Here is a 26,109-nt window from a genome sequence, read left to right as displayed (position 1 = left end):
GTTGTGTCCGGTTATTTGTCCGGGCTGTCGATGGTCAGTTTTTGTAGCGCAGTGGTGCTGCTGGCCAGAGGGCCGCTGCGACCGACCCACTCACCGGCGGTCGGTTGGCCGGCGCGGGAGATGCGCGCAACCAGTTGGACTTCAGGGAAGTTCGACAGTTTCAACTGCGGCATCATTGCGTCGGCATCGCCCAGTTCGACGGTCACCGGTAGATCGGCCACGGTTAGACGCTTGGCGGCCAGCGGTGCCGGCGGGCCAGAGGTGGCGCGGGCGAAGATAAACACGCTGTCGCCCGGTTGCACTTTGCTTCTGAGTTCGCTAGCCAGATTGACGCTGACTTTCAACAGCGCGGCTTTCGCGGCTACGGGCGCCTGAGCAACCTTGCCACCGCTGGCTTCCAGACGCTCGGCGGCGCGTTTGATCCCGCCTTGCAGCGCGGCGCGGGAGTTGTCGTCCGGCGGCAATTGCGCCAGCAAGCGGTTCCAGTAATCGATGGCTTCCTGATAACGCTCGCCTTCGAACGCAGCGATGCCGAGCAGACCAAGGCTGGTGACCTCTTTCGGATCGGCCTTCAGCGCCTCGTCAGTCAGGGCCTGAATCTTCGCCGACCACTTTTTGCCATCAGCAAAATACTGCGCCTGCGCCCACTGGCCGAGCAGTTCCGGTTGACGACCGGCCAGATTCGCGGCGCGTTCAAACATCTTCGCTGCGTCCGCCGGACGCTCCTGAGCCATGTAAGTACGACCGAGGAAATACAGGCCTTCCGCAGAGTCCGGTTGCGCCGCGACAGCACGTTCCAGACGCTGGGTCATCTCTTCCATGGACTGCGGTGCTTGGGCGAATTCGCGGGTCAGTTCGACTTTGTCGGCAGCGCCGAAATGCAGATAGAGACCCAGGCCCAACACCGGAACCAGCACAGCCGCCAACAACGGCAAGGGTTTACCCAGCTTGGACACACGCGGTGCGGCAACGCCTTCGGTATCCGCCAGCAACTCACGCGCCGCCTCGGCACGGCCGCTGTCCATTTGTGCCGCGTCGAGTACACCTTCAGCCTGTTGCGATTGCAACTCGGCGACACGCTCCTGATACAGCGCGACGTTCAGGGCAGTGCGATCCTCTTCACGCTGGGCGCGACGCTCACGCAAAACCGGGATCAGCAGAAAACTCAGGGCGACCAGAAGCAACAGCCCTGCGGCAAGCCAGAAATCAATCATTCTTGGTTTTTATCCAACAGTTGGTCGAGGCGCTGACGCTCTTCGCTGGACAGCGCTTGCGGGGTTTCGGCACGCTGGCCGCGACGACGACGGACAATCACCGCGATCACCACCAAACCACCGAGCAACAGCCCGGCCGGGCCGAACCACAGCAGTGCGGTCTTGGCGTTGAGCGCCGGTTTGTAGCGGACGAAATCACCGTAGCGATCAACCATGAAGTCGATGATCTGCTGGTTGTCCTTGCCCTCGCCGAGCATGCGGAAAATCTCTTTACGCAGGTCCGCGGCAATCGGCGCGTTGGAGTCGGCGATGTCCTGGTTCTGGCACTTGGGGCAGCGCAGTTCCTTGGTCAGTTCACGGAAACGCTCGCGATCACCTTCTTTGGCGAACTCATACGTATCGATCGCGGCATGGGCGACGCCGGCCAGACTCAAGCCCAAAACCACGGCAGCCAGAAAGCGCTTCATGGCTTGGCCTCGTCGACCAGCGCCTGATACTTGGCGGCGAGTTTTTCGCGCCAGACCTGCTCGTCGATCACGCCAACGTACTTGTCACGAATGATGCCCTTGGCGTCGATGAAGAAGGTTTCCGGTGCACCGTACACACCCAGATTGAGGCCCAGCGAGCCCTCTTCGTCGCGGATATCCAGCGCATACGGATTGTGGAACTCGGCCAGCCACTTCAAGGCATCGGCGTTGGTGTCTTTGTAGTTGATGCCGTAGATCACCACGCCACGCTCGGCGAGTTTGTTCAGCACCGGATGCTCGACCCGGCAGGAAATGCACCAGGTGCCCCAGACATTGACCAGCGCCGGTTTGCCGAGAATGTCAGCCTTGGTCAGGGTCTTGTCGCCCTGCACTGCCGGCAACGAAAACTCCGGGAACGGCTTGTTGATCATCGCCGACGGCAGTTCCGCCGGATCGAGGTACAGACCGCGATAAAGAAATACCGCCACCAGCAGGAAAATCGCCAGTGGCACCAGCATCAACCAACGTCTCATGCAGCCGCTCCCGTCATGCCCAGTGCTTCACGCACCTTGGCTTTCACCTTGACCCGATAACGTCGATCCAGCGCCGCCAGCAAACCACCCAAACCTGTGAGCAAACCGCCGAACCAGATCCAGCGCACAAACGGTTTGACGTGCACGCGCACCGCCCATGCGCCATTGTCCAGCGGCTCGCCGAGGGCAACGTAGAGGTCGCGAGTGAAACCAGCGTCGATCCCGGCTTCGGTCATCATCGAACTCTGCACGGTATACAGGCGTTTTTCCGGGTGCAGCACGCTGATTTCCTTGCCGTCGCGGATCACCCGAATGGTGCCCTTGTCGGAGGTGAAGTTCGGCCCTTCGAAGTGCTTGGCGCCTTCGAAGATGAAGTGATAACCGGCCAGGTCCATCGACTCGCCCGGCGCCAGACGCAGATCGCGCTCGGCACTGTTCTGGCTCGACAACACCACGCCCAACGCACACACGGCGATGCCCAGGTGCGCGATCTGCATGCCCCAATAGCTGCGAGTCAGCGTCGGCAGACCTTTGATCAAACCTTTGTGGCGAGTCTTGTCGACAATGTCGCGCGCACCGGCGAGCAACACCCACGCGGCGAGCAGGAAGGTCGCGATCACTGCCCAGTTGAAATCGCCGTAAGCGACACCAGCCACCACGGCCAGCGCGACGCTGCCGAGCAATACCGGGGTCAGCATGCCGGCCAGCCATTTCACCGGCGTGTCTTTCCAGCGCACGATCACGCCGATCGCCATCACCACCATCAGCAATCCCATCAACGGGATGAACAGCGCGTTGAAGTACGGCGGGCCGACCGACATCTTGGCGCCGCTCAGGGCATCGAGAATCAGTGGATAGAGCGTGCCGAGCAGGATCATCGATGCAGCAACGACCAGTACCAGGTTGTTACCCAGCAGCAGGGTTTCCCGCGACCACAGGTTGAAACCGACCTGACTCTTGACTACTGGTGCGCGCAGGGCGAACAGCGTCAGCGAGCCGCCGACCACAAACAACAGGAAGATCAGGATGAACACGCCGCGCTCCGGGTCAGAGGCAAACGCATGCACCGAGGTCAGCACGCCGGAACGCACGAGGAAGGTGCCGAGCAGGCTCAGCGAGAACGCGGCAATCGCCAGCAACACCGTCCAGCTCTTGAACACGCCACGTTTTTCCGTGACCGCCAGCGAGTGAATCAGCGCGGTGCCGACCAGCCAAGGCATGAACGAGGCGTTCTCCACCGGGTCCCAGAACCACCAACCGCCCCAGCCGAGTTCGTAATAGGCCCACCACGAACCGAGGGTAATGCCGATGCCGAGGAAGGCCCAGGCGACGATGGTCCATGGACGCGACCAGCGTGCCCACGCCGCATCAAGGCGACCGCCCATCAATGCCGCGATGGCAAAAGCGAACGCCACCGAAAAGCCGACATAACCCATGTACAACATCGGCGGATGCACGATCAGGCCGATGTCTTGCAACAACGGATTCAAGTCGGCGCCATTGCTGGGCATTTGCGGCAGGATGCGTTTGAACGGGTTGGACGTCAGGATCAGAAACAGCAGGAAACCGGTGCTGATCATGCCCATCACCGCCAGTACACGAGCGAGCATGACTTGCGGCAACTGCCGCGAGAACACCGACACGGCAAAGGTCCAGCCACCGAGAATCAGTGCCCACAGCAGCAACGAACCTTCGTGGGCGCCCCACACCGCGCTGAATTTGTAATACCACGGCAACGCGGTATTGGAGTTGTTCGCCACATACGCGACGGAGAAGTCATCGGTCATGAACGCGTAGGTCAGAATGCCGAACGCGAACAGCAGAAAAGCAAACTGGCCCCACGCCGCCGGCTGGGCCAGGCTCATCCAGAAACGGTCGCCACGCCAAGCACCGACCAATGGCACCACGGCCTGCACCAGGGCAAAACACAGGGCCAGAATCATCGCCAGATGGCCGAGCTCAGGAATAAAAATCGTCGACGTCATCGATCAACCCTCCTTCGCAGGCGTTGGTGCCGATTGACCACTGTCTTTCAAGGCTTTGGTCACTTCCGGTGGCATGTACTTCTCGTCGTGCTTGGCCAGCACTTCATCGGCCACCACCACGCCATCGGCGTTGAGCTTGCCGAGGGCGACAATGCCCTGCCCTTCACGGAACAAGTCCGGGAGGATGCCGCGATAGGTGATAGTCACGGATTTGTTGAAGTCGGTGACGACGAATTTGACGTCGAGCGAATCCGGCGAGCGTTGCAGCGAACCCTTCTCGACCATGCCGCCAGCACGGATGCGCGTGTCTTGCGGTGCTTCGCCGTTGGCAATCTGGGTCGGGGTGTAGAACAGATTGATGTTCTGCTGCAGGGCGCTGAGCGCCAGGCCGACGGCAGCGCCGACCCCGACCAGAATGGCCAGAATGATGATCAGACGTTTCTTGCGCAGCGGATTCACTTGCCGTTCTCCCGGCGCAGACGACGCGCCTCTTGTTGCAGATAGCGCTTGCGGGCCGCAATCGGCGCCACCACGTTGAGGATCAGCACCGCCAGACAGATGCCGTAAGCCGACCAGACATACAGGCCATGATGGCCCATGGCGAGGAAGTCGCCGAATGAAGCAAAACTCATCGAGCGGCCTCCAGACTGTGCTGCACTTCTTCTTTCACCCAACTGGCGCGGGCCTCACGCTTAAGCACTTCAAGACGCATGCGCAGCAACAGCACGGCGCCGAAGAAGCAGTAGAAACCCAGCACCGTCAGCAGCAGTGGCAGCCACATTTCGGCAGGCATTGCCGGTTTTTCAGTCAGGGTGAAGGTCGCGCCCTGGTGCAGGGTGTTCCACCACTCCACCGAGTATTTGATGATCGGGATGTTGATCACGCCGACGATGGCCAATACCGCACAGGCCTTGGCGGCACTGTCACGGTTGCTGATGGCATTGCCCAGCGCGATCACGCCGAAATACAGGAACAGCAGAATCAGCATCGAGGTCAGGCGCGCGTCCCAGACCCACCACGAGCCCCACGTCGGTTTGCCCCAGATCGCCCCGGTGACCAGCGCGACGGCGGTCATCCACGCGCCGATCGGAGCGGCGCATTGCAGGGCGACGTCGGCCAGTTTCATCTTCCACACCAGCCCGACCACGCCGCACACCGCCAGCATCACGTAGATCGACTGAGCGAGCATCGCAGCAGGTACGTGAATGTAGATGATGCGAAAGCTGTTGCCTTGCTGATAATCCGGCGGCGCGAAGGCCAGGCCCCAAACGACGCCGACGCCAATCAACAGCAACGCTGCGATGCTCAGCCATGGCAAGAATTTGCTGCTGATGCCGTAGAACCACTTGGGCGAGCCGAGCTTGTGAAACCAGGTCCAGTTCATACTGTTTCCATCACGGGTGCCGCTCATCGGTGTGAGCAGTCTCAGGGTCTTTGCTGGTTAAATTTTAACCAGACCTCATTATTCGCCGACGCTGATCTTCAGGCCAGCAGCTATTGCAAACGGTGTCAGGGTGATCGCCAGAGCGGTCAGGCTACCAAGCCACAGCAGATACCCGGTCGCCGGCATGCCTTGGAGGGCTGCCTGCAAAGCGCCACTGCCGAGGATCAACACCGGGATGTACAACGGCAGAATCAGCAGCGCCAGCAACAGGCCGCCACGTTTCAAACCGACCGTCAGTGCCGCGCCCACCGCGCCGAGTAAGCTCAACACCGGTGTTCCCAGCAGCAACGAAAACAGCAAAACCGGCAGGCAGGCGGCAGGTAAACCGAGCATCAACGCCAGCAACGGTGAGAGCAAAACCAGCGCAAGACCGGAGAAAAGCCAGTGTGCCAGCACCTTGGCCAAGACCAGAAGTGGCAACGGGTGCGACGAAAGGACCCACTGTTCCAGGGATCCGTCTTCGAAATCACTGCGGAACAGCCCGTCCAGTGAGAGCAGGACCGACAACAGCGCCGCCACCCAGACTAACCCGGGGGACAGGTTTTGCAACACTTGAGTTTCCGGGCCGACGGCCAGCGGGAACAACGCGATGACGATGGCGAAGAAAATCAGCGGATTGGCCAGTTCCGCCGGGCGGCGAAACAGCAGTCGGGATTCACGGGCAACCAGCAGGCCAAACACACTCATACTGCCCAGTTCCCCAGATCGATATCGCGATAACCGGCCGGCATCCGGCTCAGCGTGTGATGCGTGGTCAACACCACCAGGCCACCGCGTTCGCAGTGTCCAGCCAGATGCTCTTCGAGCTGCGCCACGCCCTGTTTGTCGAGGGCGGTGAACGGTTCATCGAGAATCCACAGCGGCGGGCTGTCCAGATACAAACGCGCCAGCGCCACACGGCGTTGCTGACCGGCGGACAGGCTGTGGCAGGGAACATCTTCGAAACCGCGCAATCCTACAGCTGCCAGCGCTTGCCAGATGGCCTCGCGTTCGGCGGGATGATGCAGGGCGCAGAGCCACGACAGGTTCTCTTCCGGGGTCAGTAGATCCTTGATCCCGGCGGCGTGGCCGATCCACAGCAGGTTGCGTGCGAGTTCGCTACGTTGTTCGGTCAGCGGCTGGCCATTGAGCAGGACGTGCCCGGCGGTCGGCTGCATCAGCCCTGAAAGCAGACGCAACAGGCTGGTCTTGCCGCTGCCGTTGGGACCGCTGATCTGCACCATATCGCCACTGGCGAGTCTCAATTCGAGATTTTCGAAGAGCAGCCGCAGATCACGTTCACACGCGAGGGCAACGGTTTGCAGGACAGGACTGGTCAAGGGATCACGGGCCTTATACGGTTCAAGTCGGCTCTGGCGCGGCCGTTAAAGAGATGCAGCATAGATGCATTGACGGCTCGATCTAGAGAGCTGGGTCAAACAATTGCTATGTTTTTTATTCGAAGCGCAAGACGGGCGGCATTATACATGTCGTGCCTTACTCTCAAGAGTGCATTTTCCTCAGGTTGTGTCCGCGTATGACAGGCGAAATAAACATCCTCCCGCTCCCGCCCCCCCCCCCGGCGACCGTTCGCCCGCAGGTCGGTGAGCTGCTCAAGCTGCTGACCCCGGTCGAAGGCCTGATCGGCGCCGGGCAGAGCGCCAAGGCCGAGGTGTTGTCGCTCAAGCAGGCGGATCAGACTTTTCAGTTATTGCTCAAGGTGACCGTCGACGGCGGCCGCCAGACCACCGTGCAAGCGACCAGCAATCTGCCGCTACCCCAAGGCACCAGTCTGGCGATCACTCAGCCCTCGGCGGGCAATCTGGCGATTACTGTGCAACAAGCCATTGCCAACAGCGTCGCCACCCTCACCCGCATCGACACCGCACAATTGCCGGTCGGCACCCTGCTGCAAGGCAAGGTGCTGACCTCGCAGGCGCTGCCGCAGACGCCGGGGCAGGCAGCGGTGTTCCGCTCGCTGGTCAGTTTGCTCAACACCGCGCAGAGCGGCAGCACACTGACCATCGACAGCCCGCAGCCGCTGCGCATCGGCACTTTGCTGTCGGCGTTGGTCGAAGACGCACAAACCCTGAAATTCCTGCCGATGAGCAGTCGCCAGGAACAACTGGCCGTGAGTCAGCAACTGCTCGGCCAGCAAAGTCGTCAGGCGTCGCTGAGCGGGTTGTTGAACGCGCTGCAAAACCTGCCACCCGCCACCGACCAAACCTCTGCGGATCTACGCGCGGTGGTCGACAAGCTCCTTGCCAGCCTCCCGGACGTGCAACAACTGAGCACCGCCAAAGGCGTGGCCCTTGCCCTGGCCAACAGCGGCGTGTTCCTCGAAGGCAAACTGCTGACCGGGCAGAACCCGACGCTGGCACCGGACATGAAAGCCGATCTGCTCAAGCTGATCGCACAACTGACCCCCGGTTTGCCGAGCAGCACCAGTTTCAACGCAATCATCGCCGCCAACACCCTGGCGCAAGCGCTGCCGAGTTTCGTCCGTAACGCCCTCGGCATGCTCGGCCAGGTCAGCGCCAAACCTGTACCGAGCAGCTTCCCGCTGCCCGACCGCCTGCTGCAAAGTCTGGACGGCGAAGGCGATCTGGAACAGTTGTTGCGCCTCGCTGCTGCCGCTGTTTCGCGCCTGCAAAGCCATCAACTGTCGAGCCTGGAGCAGACCGGCGTCACCGACGATGGGCGCCTGCTCAGCACCTGGCAACTGGAAATCCCCATGCGCAATCTGCAGGACATCGTGCCGTTGCAGGTCAAGTTTCAGCGTGAAGAAGCGCCGGAGCGAGAACCGCAACCCAACGAACGCCGCGACGAGCGCGAGCCCAAGCAGCAACTGTGGCGCGTCGATCTGGCGTTCGACATGGAACCGCTCGGGCCGATGCAGATTCAGGCGCAACTGATCGCCGGCAGCCTGTCCAGCCAACTGTGGGCCGAACGGCCATACACCGCCGAACTCATCGAAAACAACCTGTTTGCCCTGCGCCAGCGCCTGCTCGATCGCGGGCTGAACGTCGGCGACATCGACTGCCACCATGGCACCCCGCCGCAAGGCAACCAAACCCGTCTTGAACATCGCTGGGTCGACGAAACCGCATGAACGACTCCACTGCCCCACGCCAGGCCATCGCCCTCAAATACGACGGCAACCACGCGCCAACCCTCACCGCCAAAGGTGATGACGAACTGGCCGAAGAAATCCTGCGCATTGCTCGCGATTGCGAAGTCCCAATCTACGAGAACGCCGAGTTGGTGCGCTTGCTGGCGCGGATGGAACTGGGCGACAGCATTCCCGAAGAGTTGTACCGCACCATCGCCGAAATCATCGCGTTTGCGTGGAACCTGAAGGGCAAATTCCCCGAGGGGCAGGACCCGAATGCGCCGATGGTCGAGAAGGATGTTACCGAGCGTGGGGATGATTATTAAGCCCTGAAAGCGAAAGATCGCAGCCTTCGGCAGCGCCTACAGGGGAAACGCTAATCCTGATGTAGGAGCTGCCGAAGGCTACGATCTTTTGATTTTGCTTGCCGCTTGAATCTTCTAGCGACGCGATCGCCCCGGCTCTGACTCGAAGCCCCACCCAGTTATACCGTTCATCGCAACTGTCAGATCTGACAGTTGCGCGAAAAGTCGCGGTTGTCGCCTGATGAAGTGACAGCTCCGATGGAATAGTTCTCGGCGCTGCCCTGACAGGAGCACTCCGATGACTTTGCCCCCCGAGACCGATGAGAACTCCACGGACAGCAATACGCTGGCCCTAGGAGCACCAGATATTCCCGCATGGATTTCACCGATTGGTGGTAATGAGGGTTACCACGGCGGCATTGGCGCCGCCCCCCTTAATGCCGATCTGCTCGTCAGCGTTGATCCGTGGCTCGATAACGCAATAGGCCAAAGGTGCCAGCTCTTCTGGGGCGACGACGTAACTCCCGTACTGACGGAAATCCTCGACACCTCCGAAAAACTTACAGCCCCCGTTTTTTTCCATGTACCGGCGGGCCAGATACTGGATGGAAGGGCGTTTCCGGTTTTTTATCGTATTATCCGTTCCAGCCACAACGAAGCCGACTCGTTCAAGCTCAACATTCTGATCAAGCGAACACTTCCGGGTGGTGTGCTCGATAAACCCGAACCACAAGGTCATCCCCGCCTGTTGTATAGCTTCATTCCCGATATCGGGAAGGGTGTCGATGCCGCAATGGCAAAAAACGGCATTGTCATGCTTATCGAACCTTATCCGAACATCACGCCATTCGACCGCATAATGGCGCGATGGGGCAATGAAGAACAGGTGATGTTTTATCCCGTCACTCCTGAGCAAATAAGTGACCCGAAAAACCATCCGATTTTAATCTTGTTCGATGAGAAGCTGATCAAGCGTGCGGGGGATGGTAAGCACTCAATTACCTTCCAGGTGATTGATCGCTGTGGCAACCGTCCACATGCCTTTGCCCCTTGGGCCATTCCCACTGAAGTCAGCGTAAACGTGAATCGCATACCTGCACCCACGGTTACAGGCGAACAAGGAGATGTACTGGATCCTGCTTACCTTTCCAGCATTCAGGTTGTTGCCTCAGGTGCCGGTCTATTGGCCGACGACAGCGTCCGCGTTCATTGGCAGGGGCGAATAGAGCGCGAGACTACGCCCAAGACCTATTCAGGAAACGGAGCACTAGAGTTCCCTATACCGTTGGCTTGGGCCAACGAAAGCGACCAAAGCGCGGTCGATGTCACCTTGCGCGTGGCTCGTGGAAGTGCATCGCCCGAGTCCGAGGCTAAATCCTTCACAGTCAAAACCACAATCATCTTGAAGCCCGCCAAAGTCCTGGAAGCCTATGGCGCGCAAGGTGATCGCCTGAAAATGTCCGACATCTACACTGCCAGGCACATAACAGTTCAGATTGAACAATATGTAGGAATGGCGATTGGGCAGACCATTCGTGTCCGTTACGCGTCCGCGCGGCATGTCTACGACAGTGCAATCACACCGGTGACGGCCGTTGGCGCAATGAACCTGAACGTTCCACGCATGGAAGTTGTGGATTCCATAGGCAGTACCGTTCCCGTCAGTTTCACGGTACGTACCTACCCGAACGGCCCATTGCACCGATCCGATCCGCTTAGCCTGGCGGTAGACGCCCAGGAATTCGTGCTGCCCCCTCCAAGGCTTACCCCCGACCAAACCACAGTGACGGTGCGATATCCGGCAATGGCCAACGGATATCAGGCACGCGTCCGTTTCGGCGGAATCATCACCCGCCGGACGCAATGGCAGGATATGAAAACAGGGGTCACTGCAGAGTTTTCAATCCCCGCGGACTGGGTATCAGAAAACAAAGGAAAAACCGTATTGATCAACTACAGCGTGAATCAGATCGGTATCGATGAGCAAAGCCAGTTCTCTCAGGTGTTGAGAGTAGAGCTGTAAGCAGTGCAGGCAATCCGCCGCGCACTTGATGTCCCCAAAAGGAGTTAAAGAGATGAGTACTGAACTCAATGCATTGGACCTTACTGCCCCCAAAGTTCTGGAGGCCTACGGTGCTGACGGTAAACGTCTGAACTTCAACGACGTTTATAACAGCACACATGTCAATGTGCAGGTGCCACACTACGTCGGCATGCTCGGCGGGCAAACCGTGAGGGTACGCTGGACAAATGGCCGTTATAAATATGACACCGAGACACTGACCGTAGGCATCCCCGGAAAGCTGAACTTTAGAATTCCTCGCCTGGAAGTTATCGATTCCATTGACAGCCTTGTCACTGTCAACTATAGCGTCCGCCCGACCCCTGGCGCGCCGCTGCTCATTTCCAAATCACTCTCATTGAGTATCGACCCACAACTATTTGATCTCAGTCAGCCGCGACTTTCTGCAGACAGAAAAAATGTAACCGTCAAGTTCTTGAACATGACTTCCGGTTATACCGTAAGAGTAAGGTGGCATGGCGTGGTGGTCCGGGATACCGAGAGCCAGCCGATTCAAAACAGTTCGTCGATGACCTTTAACATTCCGGCACACTGGGTAACAGAAAACGCGGGCAAGGTCGTGCCGATAAACTACAGCGTTCACCGCTCAGGCTCTAACGATAATCTAATGTTTTCTCGTGTATTGCGCGTCACGCTTTGAATCCCCCCGAAAAAAAAGGCATAAAGTGCAGATAATCCACACCTTATGCCTTTCAACCTCAATCGCGACGAGCGCGCTTAACGTCCTTTCACCGCTGTGGCCTGATCTGCTTCATGAAAACTGAACGCGGCCGCTGCCCCGGGTGCAAGATCCACTCTGATAACAGGCAACACATCACCGGTCATGTTGAAATAGTCCTGCTGGATGTACTTGGCCCCCGTCACCCCTGAACCACCGTCTTGGCGTTGAAGATAGAAAAACGCGTAAAGCGGTAGTTGCTTCGGAATATCCTGGGGCCAAAGAGACATGATTATCTCGTTGTGCTGTGGGCGCTCACCCGCAGGCGGCTCAAAATGAGCTCGCGCTTCAAGGCTGATGGCAAACTGTTCAACACTAGAAGTGAATCCACATTGATGTCTATTTCTGTTTGAAAAAGATCCGGAACCCGCCACTGATCGATAATGTGTTTTCCACTTCTCTAGAGTGGTGACACCTTCTTCGGGGCAGGAACGACTGTTGGCGGGATAGGAACTGTGCGCTCCACAACCACCAACGCCTGCGCGGTACCAACTCGCGGCATCCGTAGGAAACGAGCACAGTAGGCTGATCGGATAGGTGCCCAGCCGCTCTGCAGTGGCGAAGTCCTTGAAAATAAAACCGTGAAGATCTCCCCACGCCAGTGTTGTGATGCCTAAATCCTTACGCAGGTAAGAAAAAGGAACCCCTTTCTTGTTGATTGCCGTAGGGCTTGGATTCCAGGAATGGTAAGACGGCTTGGCCCCAGTGGTACGCACTATCACACCACTGCAATAATACGCAGGCTTTGCGCTACAGTTATTTGAAACATTGTTGTATCGGCTGTTCAGCCTTTCCGCGACCAACTGACCGAATCGTTGATCTTTCGCATCAAAACTGAATATCTGCTTGTTGGCTGCGGCCATATTGATTTTCACAATAGGGACGTACAAAGACGTCTCAAGATAATACTCACGTTGAAATTTCTGTGCGTCCGCCAATTTAGCCGGTGATGAAGCCTCGTAAAACACGGCCTCGACTGGAAGTTTCTCAGGCTTGCTTTCATCCCAGGTTTCAACCAGGACCTCAGTGGGCTTGGCCGTCCACGTTGCATCCATGAGCTTGTGTGCTTCCAGACTGGCCTTGAATTGCGCAGCGACAACCGTACTTAACGAACATTGGTTCTTTGGCAAAGAATCATGTTCCTTGAAATTTTTCAACCATGCCGCAGCCGTAGTGGGAGAGCCCCATAACTTTGCACAATTGGCAAGATCAGGATCCGCTTGTGCCACTTTCGGTGCAAATCCACAACCGTGGTCTGCCCGTTCATTGAGTGATTCGGTCGGAAAAGGGAAAATACAACGCAGACTCACGGCCTTACCCACCGCCAATGCTGAAGTCTGGTCCTTCAAGATAAAGCCGCTTTTTCTGTTCCCATTAAATGTAGTACTACCGACATCCGAGCGGATATAAGTGAATGCAACGGATCCAAGTTTTGTGGCCTGTGAACCATAATCCCAGAATTTGAAAAATGTGCTGTAGTCTACCGCCCGCAAAAGAACACCGGAACAATAATAGGCAGGAGTGCCATTTGAACACTGCGCAACATTGTTTTGATATTTTGCATTCAAGTCTGCCACTAACGCCGGACCAGACATGGCATTAACAGCAGCGGAAAAAACTAAAGTCAAGAACAGTAAGAGTTTCATATTCACACCCTGATGAAGTTGATTTCATCTTGAGTATGTTGAGCATCAAAGATTGTTATCTACTGTCAGATCTGACAGTCCCGACAGGCGGTACTTTATGCATAAATGAAAAGATCGCAGCCTTCGACCGCTCCTACATCAGGATTAGCGTTTCCCCTGTAGGCGCTGCCGAACGCTGCGATCTTTTGATATTGCTTGCCGCTATAAGCTCGAAGCTCTTAGCTGCCCTTATGTAACTTGCGCATCAACTCCGCCTCAGCCTGGGTCAACCCACACGACTGAGTCAGTTCATCCACGCTTGCGCCCATGCCCACCAGTTTCGCCGCCTGGGCGAATGACAGGCTCGACGGGTCGCGTTGTTCAAGCGCGACAATCTTGTCCGGCAACGGATTCACCACCGTGCGCAACTCGTGCAGGGCGTCGCCCATGCGCACGTTGCCGTTCTGGTAGTCGTCGACACGCTTGGCCAAGTCTTTGATGCGCTGGTCACGCAACGCATCGCCCTGAGCCTGTTGCGCAGCGATCACCCGCTGCGCCTTGATGTACGACACAAACATTGCCAGTGTGCCTGCCCAGAAGAGGAACAGGACAATGACCGCGACCTCGAGAATCAATCAGATGCTCTCCAGTTCCGACCATTCTTCTTCGCTCATCATCTTGTCCAGCTCGACCAGGATCAGCAACTCGTTGTTCTTGTTGCACACGCCCTGGATGAACTTGGCCGACTCTTCGTTGCCAACGTTCGGCGCCGTCTCGATTTCCGACTGACGCAGATAAACCACTTCGGCCACGCTGTCGACCATGATGCCGACGACTTGCTTGTCGGCTTCGATGATGACGATACGGGTGTTGTCGCTGATCTCACCGGTGCTCAGGCCGAAGCGCTGACGGGTGTCGATCACGGTGACCACGTTACCGCGCAGGTTGATGATACCCAGCACGTAGCTTGGCGCGCCCGGCACCGGAGCGATCTCGGTGTAGCGCAGCACTTCCTGAACGCGCATTACGTTGATGCCGTAAGTCTCGTTGTCCAGTTTGAAGGTCACCCATTGCAGGATCGGATCTTCAGAACCTTTTGCATTCGTCGCCTGACTACTCATACCCTGACCCCTCGAAAAAACCGCTCTGAGCGGTGTGTGTTCTGTGTGGCGGCATTCAACAATGCCGTCGCCTGATTGTTATGTCGGCTGCTATGTCGGTTTATGTAGCGGCTTGTGGCCGCCGAGGTGCTTTGCCCCACCGCTGGCGATCAACTCGGCCAGTGCGGAAACGTCAAGCAATGCACACATGTGCTCAATCACGGTGCCGGCGAGCCATGGCCGCTGACCCCGGTGACTTCTCCATTTGATTTCATTCGGGTCCAGACGCAACGAGCGGCTGACCTGATGCACCGCCAGCCCCCACTCGTAACCTTGTACCGAAATCACGTACTGCAGGCCCTGACGGAAGTCATCGCGGTAGCGATCCGGCATGACCCAGCGCGCGGTGTCCAACACTTTCAAATTACCGGCCTGGCTCGGCAGGATGCCGAGGAACCATTCCGGCTGACCGAACAGCGGCGTCAGCTCGTGGCCGGCCAGCGAGTAGATCGAGCCGAGGCACACCAGCGGCACCGCGAGGGTCAGCCCGGCGACGTCGAACAGCAGGCATTCGAACGCTTCCGAGGCCCAGGCCGGGCGACCATCGGTTTCCACCGGTGGCGGCGTATTGCTCGGCGGCAGATGTACCTCCACCAGCGGTGGAACCAGCGTCTGTTCGACAGGCGCGGGTGCAACCGGAGCTGGGGCCGGTTCGACCACTGCCGGTTCCGGCGCGGTTTTCAGCAATTGGGTTTGCAGCAGCGGTGCCAATGTCGAGACCGGCGCGCGAACCGGCTCGGCTTCTTCAATCAATGTAACCGATGCCTTGGCGACCGGTGCGGCGGCAGGCGCAACAACCGGTGCGACAGGTTTGGCAGCCTTCTGCGCGTCACGCGCCTGCTCTTCCAGCACTGCGGCCTGAAACTCGTCCAGCGCCTCGGTACTTTCTTCGACAACTTCGACTGGCGTCGGCAACGCGTCAGGAATTTCCTGGAGCAAACTGTCCAGATACGACTGCAAGGCCAACTGCGGCTTCGACGTCAACTTCAAAGGCCGGTTCATGCACAGTCCCCTGTAGGAGCTGCCGCAGGCTGCGATCTTTTGATCTTTTCAGGAGCGCCACTAAGCAAGATCAAAAGATCGCAGCCTGCGGCAGCTCCTACAAGGTTCAACGTCATTCAAGCCACCTGCGGAACAAGTTGTTGCGCCAACAGATGCTTGAGCAGCGCGCGATACGCCAGCACGCCACGGCTCTTGCCGTCGAATTGCGAAGGCGTGACACCGGCACGGCTGGCGTCGCGCAGACGGGTGTCGACCGGGATGTAACCCTGCCAGATCTCGTCGGGGAATTTGTCGCGCAGCACGCGCAAGGTATGCATCGATGCCTGGGTACGACGATCAAACAGGGTCGGCACGATGCTGAACGGCAGCGCCTGTTTGCGCGAGCGGTTGATCATCGCCAGGGTGTTGACCATGCGTTCCAGGCCTTTGACGGCCAGGTGTTCGGTCTGCACCGGGATCACCAGTTGCTGGCTCGCCGCGAGGGCGTTGACCATCAGCACGCCGAGCAACGGCGGGCTGTCGATGACGGCGTAATCAAAGTCCTGCCACAGCTGCGCCAGACTCTTGGCGATCACCAGACCCAAGCCACTCTGTCCCGGCGACTGCCGCTCAAGGGTTGCCAACGCGGTGCTCGATGGCAGCAGGGAAATGCGTTCGTCGCTGGTCGACAACAGCAACTGCCCCGGCAGGCCTTGCGGCACGCTGCCCTTGTGCAGAAACAGGTCGTAATTGCTGTGTTCCAGGCTGTCGGGGTCATAGCCGAAATAGCTGGTCATCGAGCCGTGCGGGTCGAGATCGACCACAACCACGCGCTTGCCCGCCTCCGCCAGCAATCCGGCTAAAGCGATGGAAGATGTGGTTTTACCGACACCACCCTTTTGATTGGCGACTGCCCAGACTCTCATTCGGTTCGTTCCTCCCGGCCGATATGCTCGACCGAGACATAGCTCAGCGTGTTAATGCGGGTGACGGAGAATTGACGGCACTCTCGCGTCCCGGCGTCTTGACCGGGGTCGGTGCAGTTTGTGTGCCAGCACGCTTCAACGCAGCATCCGGTTGCGCATGGGCGGTTCCAGTGCCGGTCAGGCTGCGGCGCACATCGAGGTTTCGCGACACCACCAGTACGACGCGACGGTTCTTCGCGCGGCCTTCAGCGGTGGCGTTGTTGGCCACCGGCTGAAACTCACCGTAACCCACTGATGCCAGGCGACCAGGGTTGACGCCCTGCATCGCCAGCATGCGCACGATGCTCGCCGAGCGCGCCGAGGACAGCTCCCAGTTGGTCGGGTACTGCGCAGTGCGGATCGGTTGATCGTCGGTGAAACCTTCGACATGGATCGGGTTATCGAACGGTTTCAGAATCGCTGCAACCTTGTCGATGATGTTGAAGGCGATGTCACTCGGCATGGCGTCGCCGCTGCCGAACAACAGGCTGGAGTTGAGCTCGATCTCGACCCACAACTCGTTGCCGCGCACGGTCATCTGATTGGAGCTGATCAAATCGCCGAACGCGGCGCTGATGTCATCGGCGATGCTTTTCAGCGGATCGCTGGCACCGGCAATACCGGCGTCAACCTGCTCAGCGTCCTTGACCAGCGGCTTGGCCGGGGTCACCGTCTTCGGTCGTTCATCGCCAATCGGGATCGGTTTGAGCGAGCGGTCGGAGTCGGTGAAGACGCCGATCAGCGCTTCGGAAATGACTTTGTACTTGCCTTCGTTGATCGACGAAATCGAGTACATGACCACGAAGAACGCGAACAGCAGCGTGATGAAGTCAGCGTAGGAAACCAGCCAGCGTTCGTGGTTTACATGCTCTTCCTGGTGGCGACGACGTGCCATGAGGTTATTCCCTTAATCCATGAAGCCTTGCAGCTTCAACTCAATGGAGCGAGGGTTTTCACCTTCGGCGATCGACAAGATCCCTTCCAGCAACATTTCGCGATAACGCGACTGCCGCAACGCGATTGACTTCAGCTTGGCCGCCACTGGCAGCAACACCAGGTTGGCACTGGCCACGCCGTAAATGGTCGCGACGAAGGCCACGGCAATGCCGCTGCCCAATTGCGTCGGATCGGCGAGGTTGCCCATCACGTGGATCAGGCCCATCACCGCACCGATGATGCCGATGGTTGGCGCGTAGCCGCCCATGCTTTCAAAGACTTTCGCCGCTTCGATGTCACGGGCTTCCTGGGTGTAGAAGTCCACTTCGAGGATGCTGCGGATCGCTTCCGGCTCGGCGCCATCGACCAGCAGTTGCAGGCCTTTGCGCGAGTAGTTGTCAGGTTCGGCATCAGCCACGCCTTCCAGACCCAGCAGGCCTTCCTTGCGCGCGGTGAGGCTCCAGTTGACGACGCGATCGATACCACCGGCCAGATCGACCCGTGGCGGAAACAGGATCCACGCCAGAATCTGCATGGCGCGTTTGAACGCGCTCATCGGCGATTGCAGCAGTGCGGCACCGATGGTGCCGCCCAGTACGATCAATGCCGCCGGGCCGTTGGCCAGCGCACCGAGGTGACCACCTTCAAGGTAGTTACCACCGATGATGGCGACGAACGCCATGATGATCCCGATAAGGCTTAAAACATCCATCAGAGACACGCCTCGACAATGTGCTTGCCGATGTCGTCGAGGCTGTACACCGCGTCGGCGAGGTCGGCTTTAACGATGGCCATCGGCATGCCGTAGATCACGCAGCTTGCCTCATCCTGTGCCCACACCGCGCTGCCGCCCTGCTTGAGCAGACGCGCACCTTCACGGCCGTCGGCGCCCATGCCGGTCAACACCACCGCCAGAACTTTGTCGCCGTAGGATTTCGCCGCCGAACCGAAGGTGATGTCCACGCACGGCTTGTAGTTCAGACGTTCGTCGCCCGGGAGGATTTTCACCGCGCCACGGCCGTCGATCATCATTTGCTTGCCACCCGGTGCGAGCAACGCCAGGCCCGGACGCAGGATGTCGCCATCCTCGGCTTCCTTGACGCTGATGCGGCAGAGCTTGTCGAGACGTTCGGCGAAGGCCTTGGTGAACGCTGCCGGCATGTGCTGGATCAGCACGATCGGCGCCGGGAAGTTCGCTGGCAACTGAGTCAGCACGCGTTGCAGCGCAACCGGGCCGCCAGTCGAGGTACCGATGGCAACCAGTTTGTAGGCCTTGCGTTTCGGCGCGGGCGACGAAACGCTGGCGGCCGGGGCGCGAGTCGGCGCTGGAGCTGGAGCCGGACGCGTTGGTGCACTGGTGCTGTGGCTGCTGAAGCTCGACGCTGCCGGAGCAGGCGTCGGCGCTGGTGCAGCAACCGGCGCAGGCGCGCTGTAGGCACTGAAACGACGGTTACTGCGCGAGATGCTATGCACTTTCTCGCACAGCAGTTGCTTGACCTTCTCGGGATTGCGCGAGATGTCTTCGAAATTCTTCGGCAGGAAATCCACCGCGCCGGCGTCCAGCGCATCCAGGGTGACCCGGGCGCCTTCGTGCGTCAGCGAGGAGAACATCAACACCGGGGTCGGGCAGCGCTGCATGATGTGCCGCACCGCCGTGATGCCGTCCATCATCGGCATCTCGTAGTCCATGGTGATCACGTCCGGCTTGAGCGCCAGCGCCTGATCAATCGCCTCTTTACCGTTGGTTGCGGTGCCGACCACCTGGATGCTCGGATCCGCTGAAAGAATTTCCGAGACGCGGCGGCGGAAAAAACCCGAATCGTCCACCACCAGGACTTTGACTGCCATAAACACTCCATTAGGTGCCGCGGGACGTTGTCGCCCCGCCGCCCCGGATTCAAATACGCCGTGCGGCGTAACGCTTGAGCATGCTTGGAACATCGAGAATCAGCGCGATGCGGCCGTCACCGGTAATGGTGGCGCCGGACATACCCGGAGTGCCCTGCAGCATTTTGCCCAATGGCTTGATGACCACCTCTTCCTGACCGACCAGTTGATCGACGACGAAGCCGATCCGCTGGGTGCCCACCGAAAGGATCACCACGTGGCCTTCACGCTGCTCTTCGTGAGCGGCGGAGCTGACCAGCCAGCGCTTGAGGTAGAACAACGGCAGCGCCTTGTCCCGCACGATCACCACTTCCTGGCCGTCGACGACGTTGGTAGTCGACAGGTCGAGGTGGAAGATTTCGTTGACGTTGACCAACGGGAACGCAAACGCCTGATTGCCGAGCATGACCATCAGGGTTGGCATGATCGCGAGGGTCAGCGGCACCTTGATGACGATCTTCGAGCCCTGGCCCTTGGTCGAGTAAATGTTGATCGAACCGTTGAGCTGGGAAATCTTGGTCTTCACCACGTCCATGCCGACACCGCGGCCGGACACGTCGGAGATCTCAGTCTTGGTCGAGAAACCCGGAGCGAAAATCAGGTTGTAGCACTCGGTATCGCTCAGGCGATCGGCTGCGTCCTTGTCCATCACACCGCGTTTTACCGCGATGGCGCGCAGGACGTTCGGGTCCATGCCTTTGCCGTCATCGGAAATCGACAACAGGATGTGGTCGCCTTCCTGCTCGGCGGCCAGAACAACACGACCGCCACGGGCCTTGCCCGATGCCTCGCGCTCTTCCGGCGACTCGATGCCGTGGTCAACAGCGTTGCGCACCAAGTGGACCAGCGGGTCGGCCAGGGCCTCGACAAGGTTTTTGTCGAGGTCGGTTTCTTCGCCCACCAGTTCCAGGTTGATCTCTTTCTTGAGCTGACGCGCGAGGTCGCGAACCAGACGCGGGAAGCGCCCGAAGACCTTCTTGATCGGCTGCATCCGCGTCTTCATCACCGCGGTCTGCAAGTCAGCCGTGACCACGTCGAGGTTCGACACGGCCTTGGACATGGCTTCGTCGCCGCTGTTGAGGCCCAGGCGCACCAGACGGTTACGCACCAGCACCAACTCGCCGACCATGTTCATGATTTCGTCGAGACGCGCGGTGTCGACCCGCACGGTGGTCTCGGCTTCGCTAGCCGGTTTTTCCGGTGGCGGCGCAGCGGCGGCACGGGCCGGAGCCGGTGCAGCAGCGGCAGCCGCTTTCGGCGCTTCGGCTTTCGGCTCAGGCTTGGGAGCTGCCTTCGGCGCAGCAGCCGGAGCGGCCGCAGCCTTGGCGGCAGGCGCAGCCACCGTGGAAGCAGCGCCGGCAGTCGCGGCGCCAACGTCAGTGAACTTGCCTTTGCCGTGCAATTCGTCGAGCAGCGATTCGAACTCGTGATCGCTGATCAGATCGCTGCCGGCTGCGGCGGCTGCCGGCGCGGCTGGCGCAGCCGGTGCCGAGGCGATCGCCGATTCCAGTGCTTCAACGGCAAAGTTGCCCTTGCCATGCAGTTGATCGAGCAGGGCTTCGAATTCGTCGTCGGTGATATCCGAGCTGTCGCCCGCCGCCGGGGCTACCGCAGCCGCTGCGGTCGGAGCCACGGCATCCGCCGCGAACTGGCCTTTGCCATGCAACTGATCGAGCAAAGACTCGAACTCGGCGTCAGTGATTTCGTCGCTCGCGGCTTCAGCCGCCGTTTGCGCAGGTGCAACAGCGGCCGGGGCTTCAGCTTCAGCCTTGACGGCGTTCAGCGAGTCCAGCAGTTGTTCAAATTCGTTATCGGTGATGTCGCCAGACGCGTCGCCTTCGACGACCAGTTCTTCGATCATCTCGGCCACCGGCGATGCCGGGGCGGCATCCGCCGATTGCGGTTCGGCCAGACGCGCCAGGGCGGCCAGCAGTTCCGGGGTGGCAGCGGTGATCGGTGCACGCTCACGGACTTCGCTGAACATGCTGTTCACCGCGTCCAGTGCTTCGAGGACAACGTCCATCAGTTCTGCATCAACGCGACGCTCACCCTTGCGCAGGATGTCGAACACGTTTTCGGCGATGTGACAGCACTCCACCAGCTCATTGAGCTGAAGGAAGCCGGCGCCCCCTTTTACAGTGTGGAAACCGCGAAAAATTGCGTTGAGCAGATCTGCGTCATCCGGACGGCTTTCCAGCTCGACCAGTTGTTCGGACAGTTGCTCAAGAATCTCGCCGGCCTCAACCAGGAAATCCTGAAGGATCTCTTCATCGGCGCCGAAGCTCATTAATGGGGTGCTCCTACAGGTCTAAAAACCCAAAAAACCTAAAATTCCACAACTCTAGAATCCGAGGCTGGATAACAAATCGTCCACATCGTCCTGACCGGACACAACGTCTTCTCGTTTATCGGCATGAATCTGCGGACCTTCACCCTGCGAGAGATGTTTTTGTGGATCTTTTTCTGCAAGCATCGCGGCGCGGTCATGTTCGATGCCCGCAAAGCGGTCGACCTGACTGGCCATGAGGACGAGTTTGAGCAAATTGCTTTCGACTTCGGTGACCAGTTGGGTCACACGCTTGATCACCTGACCGGTCAGGTCCTGGTAATCCTGGGCCAGCAGGATGTCGTTGAGATTGCTCGACACCGCACGGTTGTCCGTGCTGCTGCGTGACAGAAAACCGTCGACCCGGCGCGCCAGCTCGCGGAACTCTTCAGCCCCGACCTCGCGACGCATGAAGCGACCCCAATCGGCGCTCAAGGTCTGCGCTTCATCAGCCAGACTGTTGACCACCGGCGTGGCGCTTTCCACCAGATCCATGGTGCGGTTGGCCGCGGCCTCTGTCAGCTTGACCACATAGCCCAGGCGTTCGGTGGCGTCGGTGATTTGCGACACTTCCTCGGCCTGCGGCATGTTCGGATCGATCTGGAAGTTGACGATCGCACTGTGCAGTTCACGTGTGAGCTTGCCGACTTCCTGGTACAGGCCACGGTCACGGGTCTGATTGAGCTCATGGATCAGTTGCACAGCGTCGCCGAACCTGCCTTTTTCAAGGCTTTCGACCAGTTCGACCGCGTGTTTTTTCAGGGTCGACTCGAAATCGCCCTGTGAAGATTCGTTATGCTCCATAGCTCCCCCGCGCGTTCATCAGCCGATGCGTTCGAAAATCTTCTCGATTTTGTCTTTCAACGCCTGAGCCGTGAAAGGTTTGACTACGTAGCCGTTTACACCGGCCTGAGCGGCTTCAATGATCTGCTCGCGCTTGGCTTCTGCAGTCACCATCAGCACTGGCAGGTGCTTGAGTTTTTCATCGGCACGCACGTGGCGCAGCAGGTCGATACCGGTCATGCCCGGCATGTTCCAGTCCGTTACCAGAAAGTCGATGCTTCCGCTGTTGAGCACTGGAATGGCAGTCACGCCATCGTCAGCCTCGACGGTGTTGGTGAACCCAAGATCACGCAGCAGGTTCTTGATGATCCGCCGCATCGTTGAGAAGTCATCAACGATGAGGATTTTCATGTCTTTGTTCAATTCGACCTCCAAGCAGTCTTAAACGCGCCCAGCACCTGGACGCGCCACTTCAATCAATCGGCGCAGCACTCGAAGACTGTCTGGAGCACAACAGAGCAAGACCGGTGCCGTTCATCACCGCACCAGCCTCGTTCGCAGTGTCCCCACACTGCCTTCAGCGCGCTCGCCACTCCCCCAAACGCCCCCGCAAACGGGCCGCGCACTGGCTGTGTAACTGGCTGACCCGCGATTCACTGACGCCAAGGACTTCACCGATCTCCTTGAGGTTCAGCTCTTCGTCGTAGTACAGCGCCAACACCAGTCGCTCACGCTCCGGCAAATTGGCAATCGCGTCCGCCAACGCTGCCTGGAAACGTTCATCTTCCAGATCGCGTGACGGCTCCATATGAGCACTCGCGCCATCCTCGTGCAGCCCTTCGTGTTCGCCGTCCTGCAACAGGTCGTCGAAACTGAACAGGCGACTGCCCAAGGTGTCATTCAAAATCCCGTAGTAATCGTCGAGACTCAATTGGAGTTCGGCCGCAACCTCGTGATCTTTAGCATCACGGCCGGTTTTAGCTTCAATTGAGCGAATCGCGTCGCTGACCATACGGGTATTGCGGTGAACCGAGCGTGGCGCCCAGTCCCCTTTGCGCACTTCGTCGAGCATCGCACCGCGGATTCGTATGCCCGCGTACGTTTCGAAACTGGCGCCTTTGCTGGCGTCGTATTTGGTCGAGACTTCAAGCAGGCCGATCATCCCGGCCTGGATCAGGTCTTCGACCTGCACACTCGCCGGCAAGCGCGCCAGCAAGTGGTAGGCAATGCGTTTGACCAGTGGCGCGTAACGCTCGATCAACTCGTACTGCGCGTCACGTGCCGACTTCTTGTAGTAGTTCATACCGCTTGCGGTCATAGCACGGGCCCTGCCGTTTGCTGCACGAGGCGCTCGACGAAAAACTCAAGATGGCCACGCGGGTTGGCGGGCAGCGGCCAGGTGTCGACCTTCTGCGCGATCGCCTTGAACGCCAGCGCGCACTTGGAACGCGGAAAGGCTTCGTACACCGCGCGCTGCTTCTGCACCGCTTTACGCACGCTTTCGTCGTAAGGCACGGCGCCGACGTATTGTAGGGCCACGTCAAGAAAGCGATCCGTGACCTTGGTCAACTTGGCGAACAGGTTGCGCCCTTCCTGCGGGCTCTGCGCCATGTTGGCGAGGACGCGGAAGCGGTTCATGCCGTAATCGCGGTTGAGCAGTTTGATCAGCGCGTAAGCGTCAGTGATCGAGGTCGGCTCATCGCAGACCACCAGCAACACTTCTTGCGCGGCGCGAACAAAACTGACTACCGAGTCACCAATACCCGCAGCAGTGTCGATCACCAGTACATCGAGATTGTCACCGATGTCGCTGAACGCCTGAATCAGGCCGGCATGTTGCGCCGGGCTCAGGTGCACCATGCTTTGCGTGCCGGACGCCGCCGGCACGATGCGAATGCCACCGGGGCCTTGCAACAGCACGTCGCGCAGCTCGCACCGGCCTTCGATGACGTCGGCCAGCGTGCGTTTAGGGGTCAGCCCCAACAATACGTCAACGTTCGCCAGACCCAGGTCGGCGTCCAGCAGCATGACCCGACGGCCAAGCTCTGCCAGCGCCAGCGACAAGTTCACTGACACGTTAGTCTTGCCGACGCCACCTTTGCCGCCGGTCACCGCGATCACCTGTACGGGATGCATGCTGCCCATGTTATTTCTTTACCTTGTCTTGCATAGACGGAGGCCACATTACTGGCTGCGCGTTCACAACCGGAACAATGCATGGCAGACCATCGATGTAGGTACAAAAACTGTTCATGAATACCTCAGCCTACCTGCTTGGTCGGGCTGTGATAGATATCAGCGAACATGTCAGCCATGGCTTCTTCGCTGGGTTCTTCCTGCATTTGCACGCTGACGGCGCGGCTGACCAGTTGATGACGGCGCGGCAGATGTAAATCATCCGGAATCCGTGGGCCATCGGTCAGGTACGCGACCGGCAATTCATGACTGATCGCCAGGCTCAACACTTCGCCAAGGCTGGCCGTTTCATCCAGTTTAGTCAGGATGCAGCCGGCAAGCCCGCAACGCTTGTAACTGTGATAAGCGGCGGTTAGAACCTGTTTCTGGCTGGTGGTTGCCAAGACCAGATAATTTTTTGAACGAATGCCACGCCCGGCCAGACTTTCCAGCTGCATGCGCAGGGCCGGATCGCTGGCTTGCAGGCCGGCAGTATCGATCAACACCACGCGTTTGCGCAGCAGTGGATCCAGCGCTTGCACCAGCGATTGGCCCGGATCGACGTGGGTCACTGGCACATTGAGAATGCGGCCCAGCGTCTTCAGTTGTTCCTGAGCGCCGATACGGAAACTGTCCATGCTCACCAGCGCGACATTCTGCGCGCCGTATTTGAGCACATAACGCGCGGCAAGCTTGGCGAGTGTAGTGGTCTTGCCCATGCCGGCAGGGCCGACCATGGCAATCACACCGCCCTCTTCCAGCGGCTCGACTTCCGGTACGGCAATCATCCGTGCCAGGTGCGCGAGCAACATGCGCCAGGCCTGACGCGGTTCTTCGATATCGGTGATCATCGCCAGCAGATCGCGCGACAACGGGCCGGACAAACCGATACGTTGCAGACGGCGATACAGGTTGGCTTGCGCCGGACGGCTGCCTTGCAGCTGATTCCAGGCCAGGGTGCCGAGCTGAACTTCCATCAGCTCGCGCAGGCTGTTCAATTCAAAGCGCATCGAATCCAGTGCACGCGGATCGACACCGCCGGAGGACTGCGCAGGTGCCGGGGCCGGACGCGCCGGAGCGGCGTAAGTCGGCTCGCTCAGCGGTTCAGCGGCGGTCAGCGGCAGGCCGGCCGTCAACGGCAACCCGGCAAAGATCTGGCGATTGCTGTTGCCGTCGGCTTCGCCACGCAGGCTCAACTCGGCCTGGGCGGTGACGATGCGCGACTGGGTCTTGCGCAGCTCGTCTTCGAGTTCCATGTTCGGAACCCGTGGCGCCAGCGCCGACAATTTGTAATCCAGTGCCGCCGTCAGCTCGACACCGCCGGCAATGCGGCGGTTGCCAATGATGGCGGCATCAGCGCCCAGCTCATCACGAACCAGCTTCATGGCCTGACGCATATCGGCGGCAAAGAAACGCTTAACTTGCATAAAC

27 protein-coding genes are annotated in these 26,109 nt (G+C 59.2%); 4 read left to right on the top strand and 23 right to left on the bottom strand.

Features of this window, described 5'->3' with window-relative positions:
- Positions 1-11: 11 nt before the first annotated feature.
- The 9 genes from ccmI to ccmA form a co-directional block, all read right to left on the bottom strand.
- Entirely contained in the window at positions 12-1,214 is a 1,203-nt protein-coding gene (ccmI, locus tag CKW14_RS27400) for a c-type cytochrome biogenesis protein CcmI (RefSeq protein WP_095050204.1), read from the bottom strand.
- Positions 1,211-1,681, bottom strand: coding sequence for a cytochrome c-type biogenesis protein (locus CKW14_RS27395; RefSeq protein WP_095050203.1), 471 nt, complete (start codon positions 1,679-1,681; stop codon positions 1,211-1,213). Before CKW14_RS27395 ends, ccmI begins: the two co-directional genes overlap by 4 nt.
- The gene (locus CKW14_RS27390) at positions 1,678-2,214 is read right to left on the bottom strand and encodes a DsbE family thiol:disulfide interchange protein (protein ID WP_093439831.1); all 537 of its coding nucleotides are present in this window, start codon (positions 2,212-2,214) and stop codon (positions 1,678-1,680) included. The genes CKW14_RS27395 and CKW14_RS27390 overlap by 4 nt, the downstream gene beginning before the upstream one ends.
- Positions 2,211-4,199: a heme lyase CcmF/NrfE family subunit gene (locus CKW14_RS27385; RefSeq protein ID WP_095050202.1), complete on the bottom strand. Its 1,989-nt coding sequence runs from the start codon at positions 4,197-4,199 to the stop codon at positions 2,211-2,213. The genes CKW14_RS27390 and CKW14_RS27385 overlap by 4 nt, the downstream gene beginning before the upstream one ends.
- A 3-nt stretch (positions 4,200-4,202) precedes the next feature.
- On the bottom strand, positions 4,203-4,658 hold the full coding sequence (gene ccmE / locus CKW14_RS27380) for a cytochrome c maturation protein CcmE (protein WP_085699419.1): 456 nt from the start codon (positions 4,656-4,658) through the stop codon (positions 4,203-4,205).
- Positions 4,655-4,831: a heme exporter protein CcmD gene (ccmD, locus tag CKW14_RS27375; RefSeq protein ID WP_003222944.1), complete on the bottom strand. Its 177-nt coding sequence runs from the start codon at positions 4,829-4,831 to the stop codon at positions 4,655-4,657. The genes ccmE and ccmD overlap by 4 nt, the downstream gene beginning before the upstream one ends.
- Positions 4,828-5,583 (bottom strand): heme ABC transporter permease, encoded by a 756-nt coding sequence (locus CKW14_RS27370; protein WP_016987487.1) that lies wholly within the window; start codon positions 5,581-5,583, stop codon positions 4,828-4,830. The genes ccmD and CKW14_RS27370 overlap by 4 nt, the downstream gene beginning before the upstream one ends.
- 78 nt (positions 5,584-5,661) lie before the next feature.
- Positions 5,662-6,330, bottom strand: coding sequence for a heme exporter protein CcmB (gene ccmB / locus CKW14_RS27365; protein WP_008083427.1), 669 nt, complete (start codon positions 6,328-6,330; stop codon positions 5,662-5,664).
- Positions 6,327-6,962, bottom strand: coding sequence for a cytochrome c biogenesis heme-transporting ATPase CcmA (gene ccmA, locus CKW14_RS27360; RefSeq protein ID WP_095050200.1), 636 nt, complete (start codon positions 6,960-6,962; stop codon positions 6,327-6,329). The genes ccmB and ccmA overlap by 4 nt, the downstream gene beginning before the upstream one ends.
- Positions 6,963-7,159: 197 nt before the next feature.
- Between ccmA and CKW14_RS27355 the strand changes: the two genes are divergently transcribed.
- The 4 genes from CKW14_RS27355 (at position 7,160) to CKW14_RS27340 (ending at position 11,762) form a co-directional block, all read left to right on the top strand.
- Positions 7,160-8,734 carry a flagellar hook-length control protein FliK gene (locus tag CKW14_RS27355; RefSeq protein WP_095126513.1) on the top strand — a complete coding sequence of 525 codons (1,575 nt, stop codon included), beginning with the start codon at positions 7,160-7,162 and terminating at the stop codon, positions 8,732-8,734.
- A complete protein-coding gene (locus tag CKW14_RS27350; protein WP_095050198.1) occupies positions 8,731-9,060 on the top strand; it encodes an EscU/YscU/HrcU family type III secretion system export apparatus switch protein in 330 nt (109 codons plus the stop codon). Before CKW14_RS27355 ends, CKW14_RS27350 begins: the two co-directional genes overlap by 4 nt.
- Before the next feature lie 277 nt (positions 9,061-9,337).
- Complete coding sequence (locus tag CKW14_RS27345) at positions 9,338-11,062, top strand: hypothetical protein (RefSeq protein ID WP_095050197.1); 1,725 nt, start codon at positions 9,338-9,340, stop codon at positions 11,060-11,062.
- Positions 11,063-11,114: 52 nt separating this feature from the next.
- Positions 11,115-11,762 carry a hypothetical protein gene (locus CKW14_RS27340; protein ID WP_095126512.1) on the top strand — a complete coding sequence of 216 codons (648 nt, stop codon included), beginning with the start codon at positions 11,115-11,117 and terminating at the stop codon, positions 11,760-11,762.
- A 77-nt stretch (positions 11,763-11,839) separates the two neighbouring features.
- Here the strand turns inward: CKW14_RS27340 and CKW14_RS27335 are convergent, their stop codons facing one another.
- The 14 genes from CKW14_RS27335 to flhF all read right to left on the bottom strand — a co-directional run bounded on the left by CKW14_RS27335 (position 11,840) and on the right by flhF (position 26,105).
- On the bottom strand, positions 11,840-13,486 hold the full coding sequence (locus CKW14_RS27335; RefSeq protein WP_095050195.1) for a hypothetical protein: 1,647 nt from the start codon (positions 13,484-13,486) through the stop codon (positions 11,840-11,842).
- A gap of 218 nt (positions 13,487-13,704) precedes the next feature.
- Positions 13,705-14,100 carry a DUF2802 domain-containing protein gene (locus CKW14_RS27330; RefSeq protein WP_095126511.1) on the bottom strand — a complete coding sequence of 132 codons (396 nt, stop codon included), beginning with the start codon at positions 14,098-14,100 and terminating at the stop codon, positions 13,705-13,707.
- Entirely contained in the window at positions 14,101-14,586 is a 486-nt protein-coding gene (locus CKW14_RS27325; RefSeq protein WP_095050193.1) for a chemotaxis protein CheW, read from the bottom strand.
- A gap of 90 nt (positions 14,587-14,676) precedes the next feature.
- Positions 14,677-15,627 carry a CheW domain-containing protein gene (locus CKW14_RS27320; protein WP_095050192.1) on the bottom strand — a complete coding sequence of 317 codons (951 nt, stop codon included), beginning with the start codon at positions 15,625-15,627 and terminating at the stop codon, positions 14,677-14,679.
- Positions 15,628-15,743: 116 nt separating this feature from the next.
- Complete coding sequence (locus tag CKW14_RS27315; RefSeq protein WP_008077691.1) at positions 15,744-16,532, bottom strand: ParA family protein; 789 nt, start codon at positions 16,530-16,532, stop codon at positions 15,744-15,746.
- 43 nt (positions 16,533-16,575) lie between these two features.
- Positions 16,576-17,466, bottom strand: coding sequence for a flagellar motor protein MotD (motD, locus tag CKW14_RS27310; RefSeq protein ID WP_093439795.1), 891 nt, complete (start codon positions 17,464-17,466; stop codon positions 16,576-16,578).
- 12 nt (positions 17,467-17,478) lie between these two features.
- The gene (locus CKW14_RS27305; protein ID WP_003222929.1) at positions 17,479-18,219 is read right to left on the bottom strand and encodes a flagellar motor protein; all 741 of its coding nucleotides are present in this window, start codon (positions 18,217-18,219) and stop codon (positions 17,479-17,481) included.
- Positions 18,219-19,355 (bottom strand): chemotaxis response regulator protein-glutamate methylesterase, encoded by a 1,137-nt coding sequence (locus tag CKW14_RS27300; RefSeq protein ID WP_095126510.1) that lies wholly within the window; start codon positions 19,353-19,355, stop codon positions 18,219-18,221. Before CKW14_RS27300 ends, CKW14_RS27305 begins: the two co-directional genes overlap by 1 nt.
- A 49-nt stretch (positions 19,356-19,404) precedes the next feature.
- The gene (locus CKW14_RS27295) at positions 19,405-21,681 is read right to left on the bottom strand and encodes a chemotaxis protein CheA (protein WP_095126509.1); all 2,277 of its coding nucleotides are present in this window, start codon (positions 21,679-21,681) and stop codon (positions 19,405-19,407) included.
- 54 nt (positions 21,682-21,735) lie between these two features.
- Positions 21,736-22,524, bottom strand: coding sequence for a protein phosphatase CheZ (locus tag CKW14_RS27290; protein WP_007920000.1), 789 nt, complete (start codon positions 22,522-22,524; stop codon positions 21,736-21,738).
- Positions 22,525-22,542: 18 nt separating this feature from the next.
- Positions 22,543-22,914, bottom strand: coding sequence for a chemotaxis response regulator CheY (locus CKW14_RS27285; protein ID WP_161986607.1), 372 nt, complete (start codon positions 22,912-22,914; stop codon positions 22,543-22,545).
- 166 nt (positions 22,915-23,080) lie between these two features.
- Positions 23,081-23,821, bottom strand: a complete 741-nt coding sequence (gene fliA, locus CKW14_RS27280; protein WP_093439777.1) for an RNA polymerase sigma factor FliA — start codon at positions 23,819-23,821, stop codon at positions 23,081-23,083.
- Entirely contained in the window at positions 23,818-24,648 is an 831-nt protein-coding gene (fleN, locus tag CKW14_RS27275) for a flagellar synthesis regulator FleN (RefSeq protein ID WP_003222917.1), read from the bottom strand. Before fleN ends, fliA begins: the two co-directional genes overlap by 4 nt.
- 116 nt (positions 24,649-24,764) lie before the next feature.
- The gene (gene flhF / locus CKW14_RS27270) at positions 24,765-26,105 is read right to left on the bottom strand and encodes a flagellar biosynthesis protein FlhF (RefSeq protein WP_008077677.1); all 1,341 of its coding nucleotides are present in this window, start codon (positions 26,103-26,105) and stop codon (positions 24,765-24,767) included.
- Positions 26,106-26,109: the final 4 nt, after the last annotated feature.

The sequence above is a fragment of the Pseudomonas sp. Irchel s3a12 genome (assembly GCF_900187485.1).
GTDB lineage: Bacteria > Pseudomonadota > Gammaproteobacteria > Pseudomonadales > Pseudomonadaceae > Aquipseudomonas > Aquipseudomonas neuropathica.
This window is presented reverse-complemented; position numbering and strand designations above follow the sequence as displayed.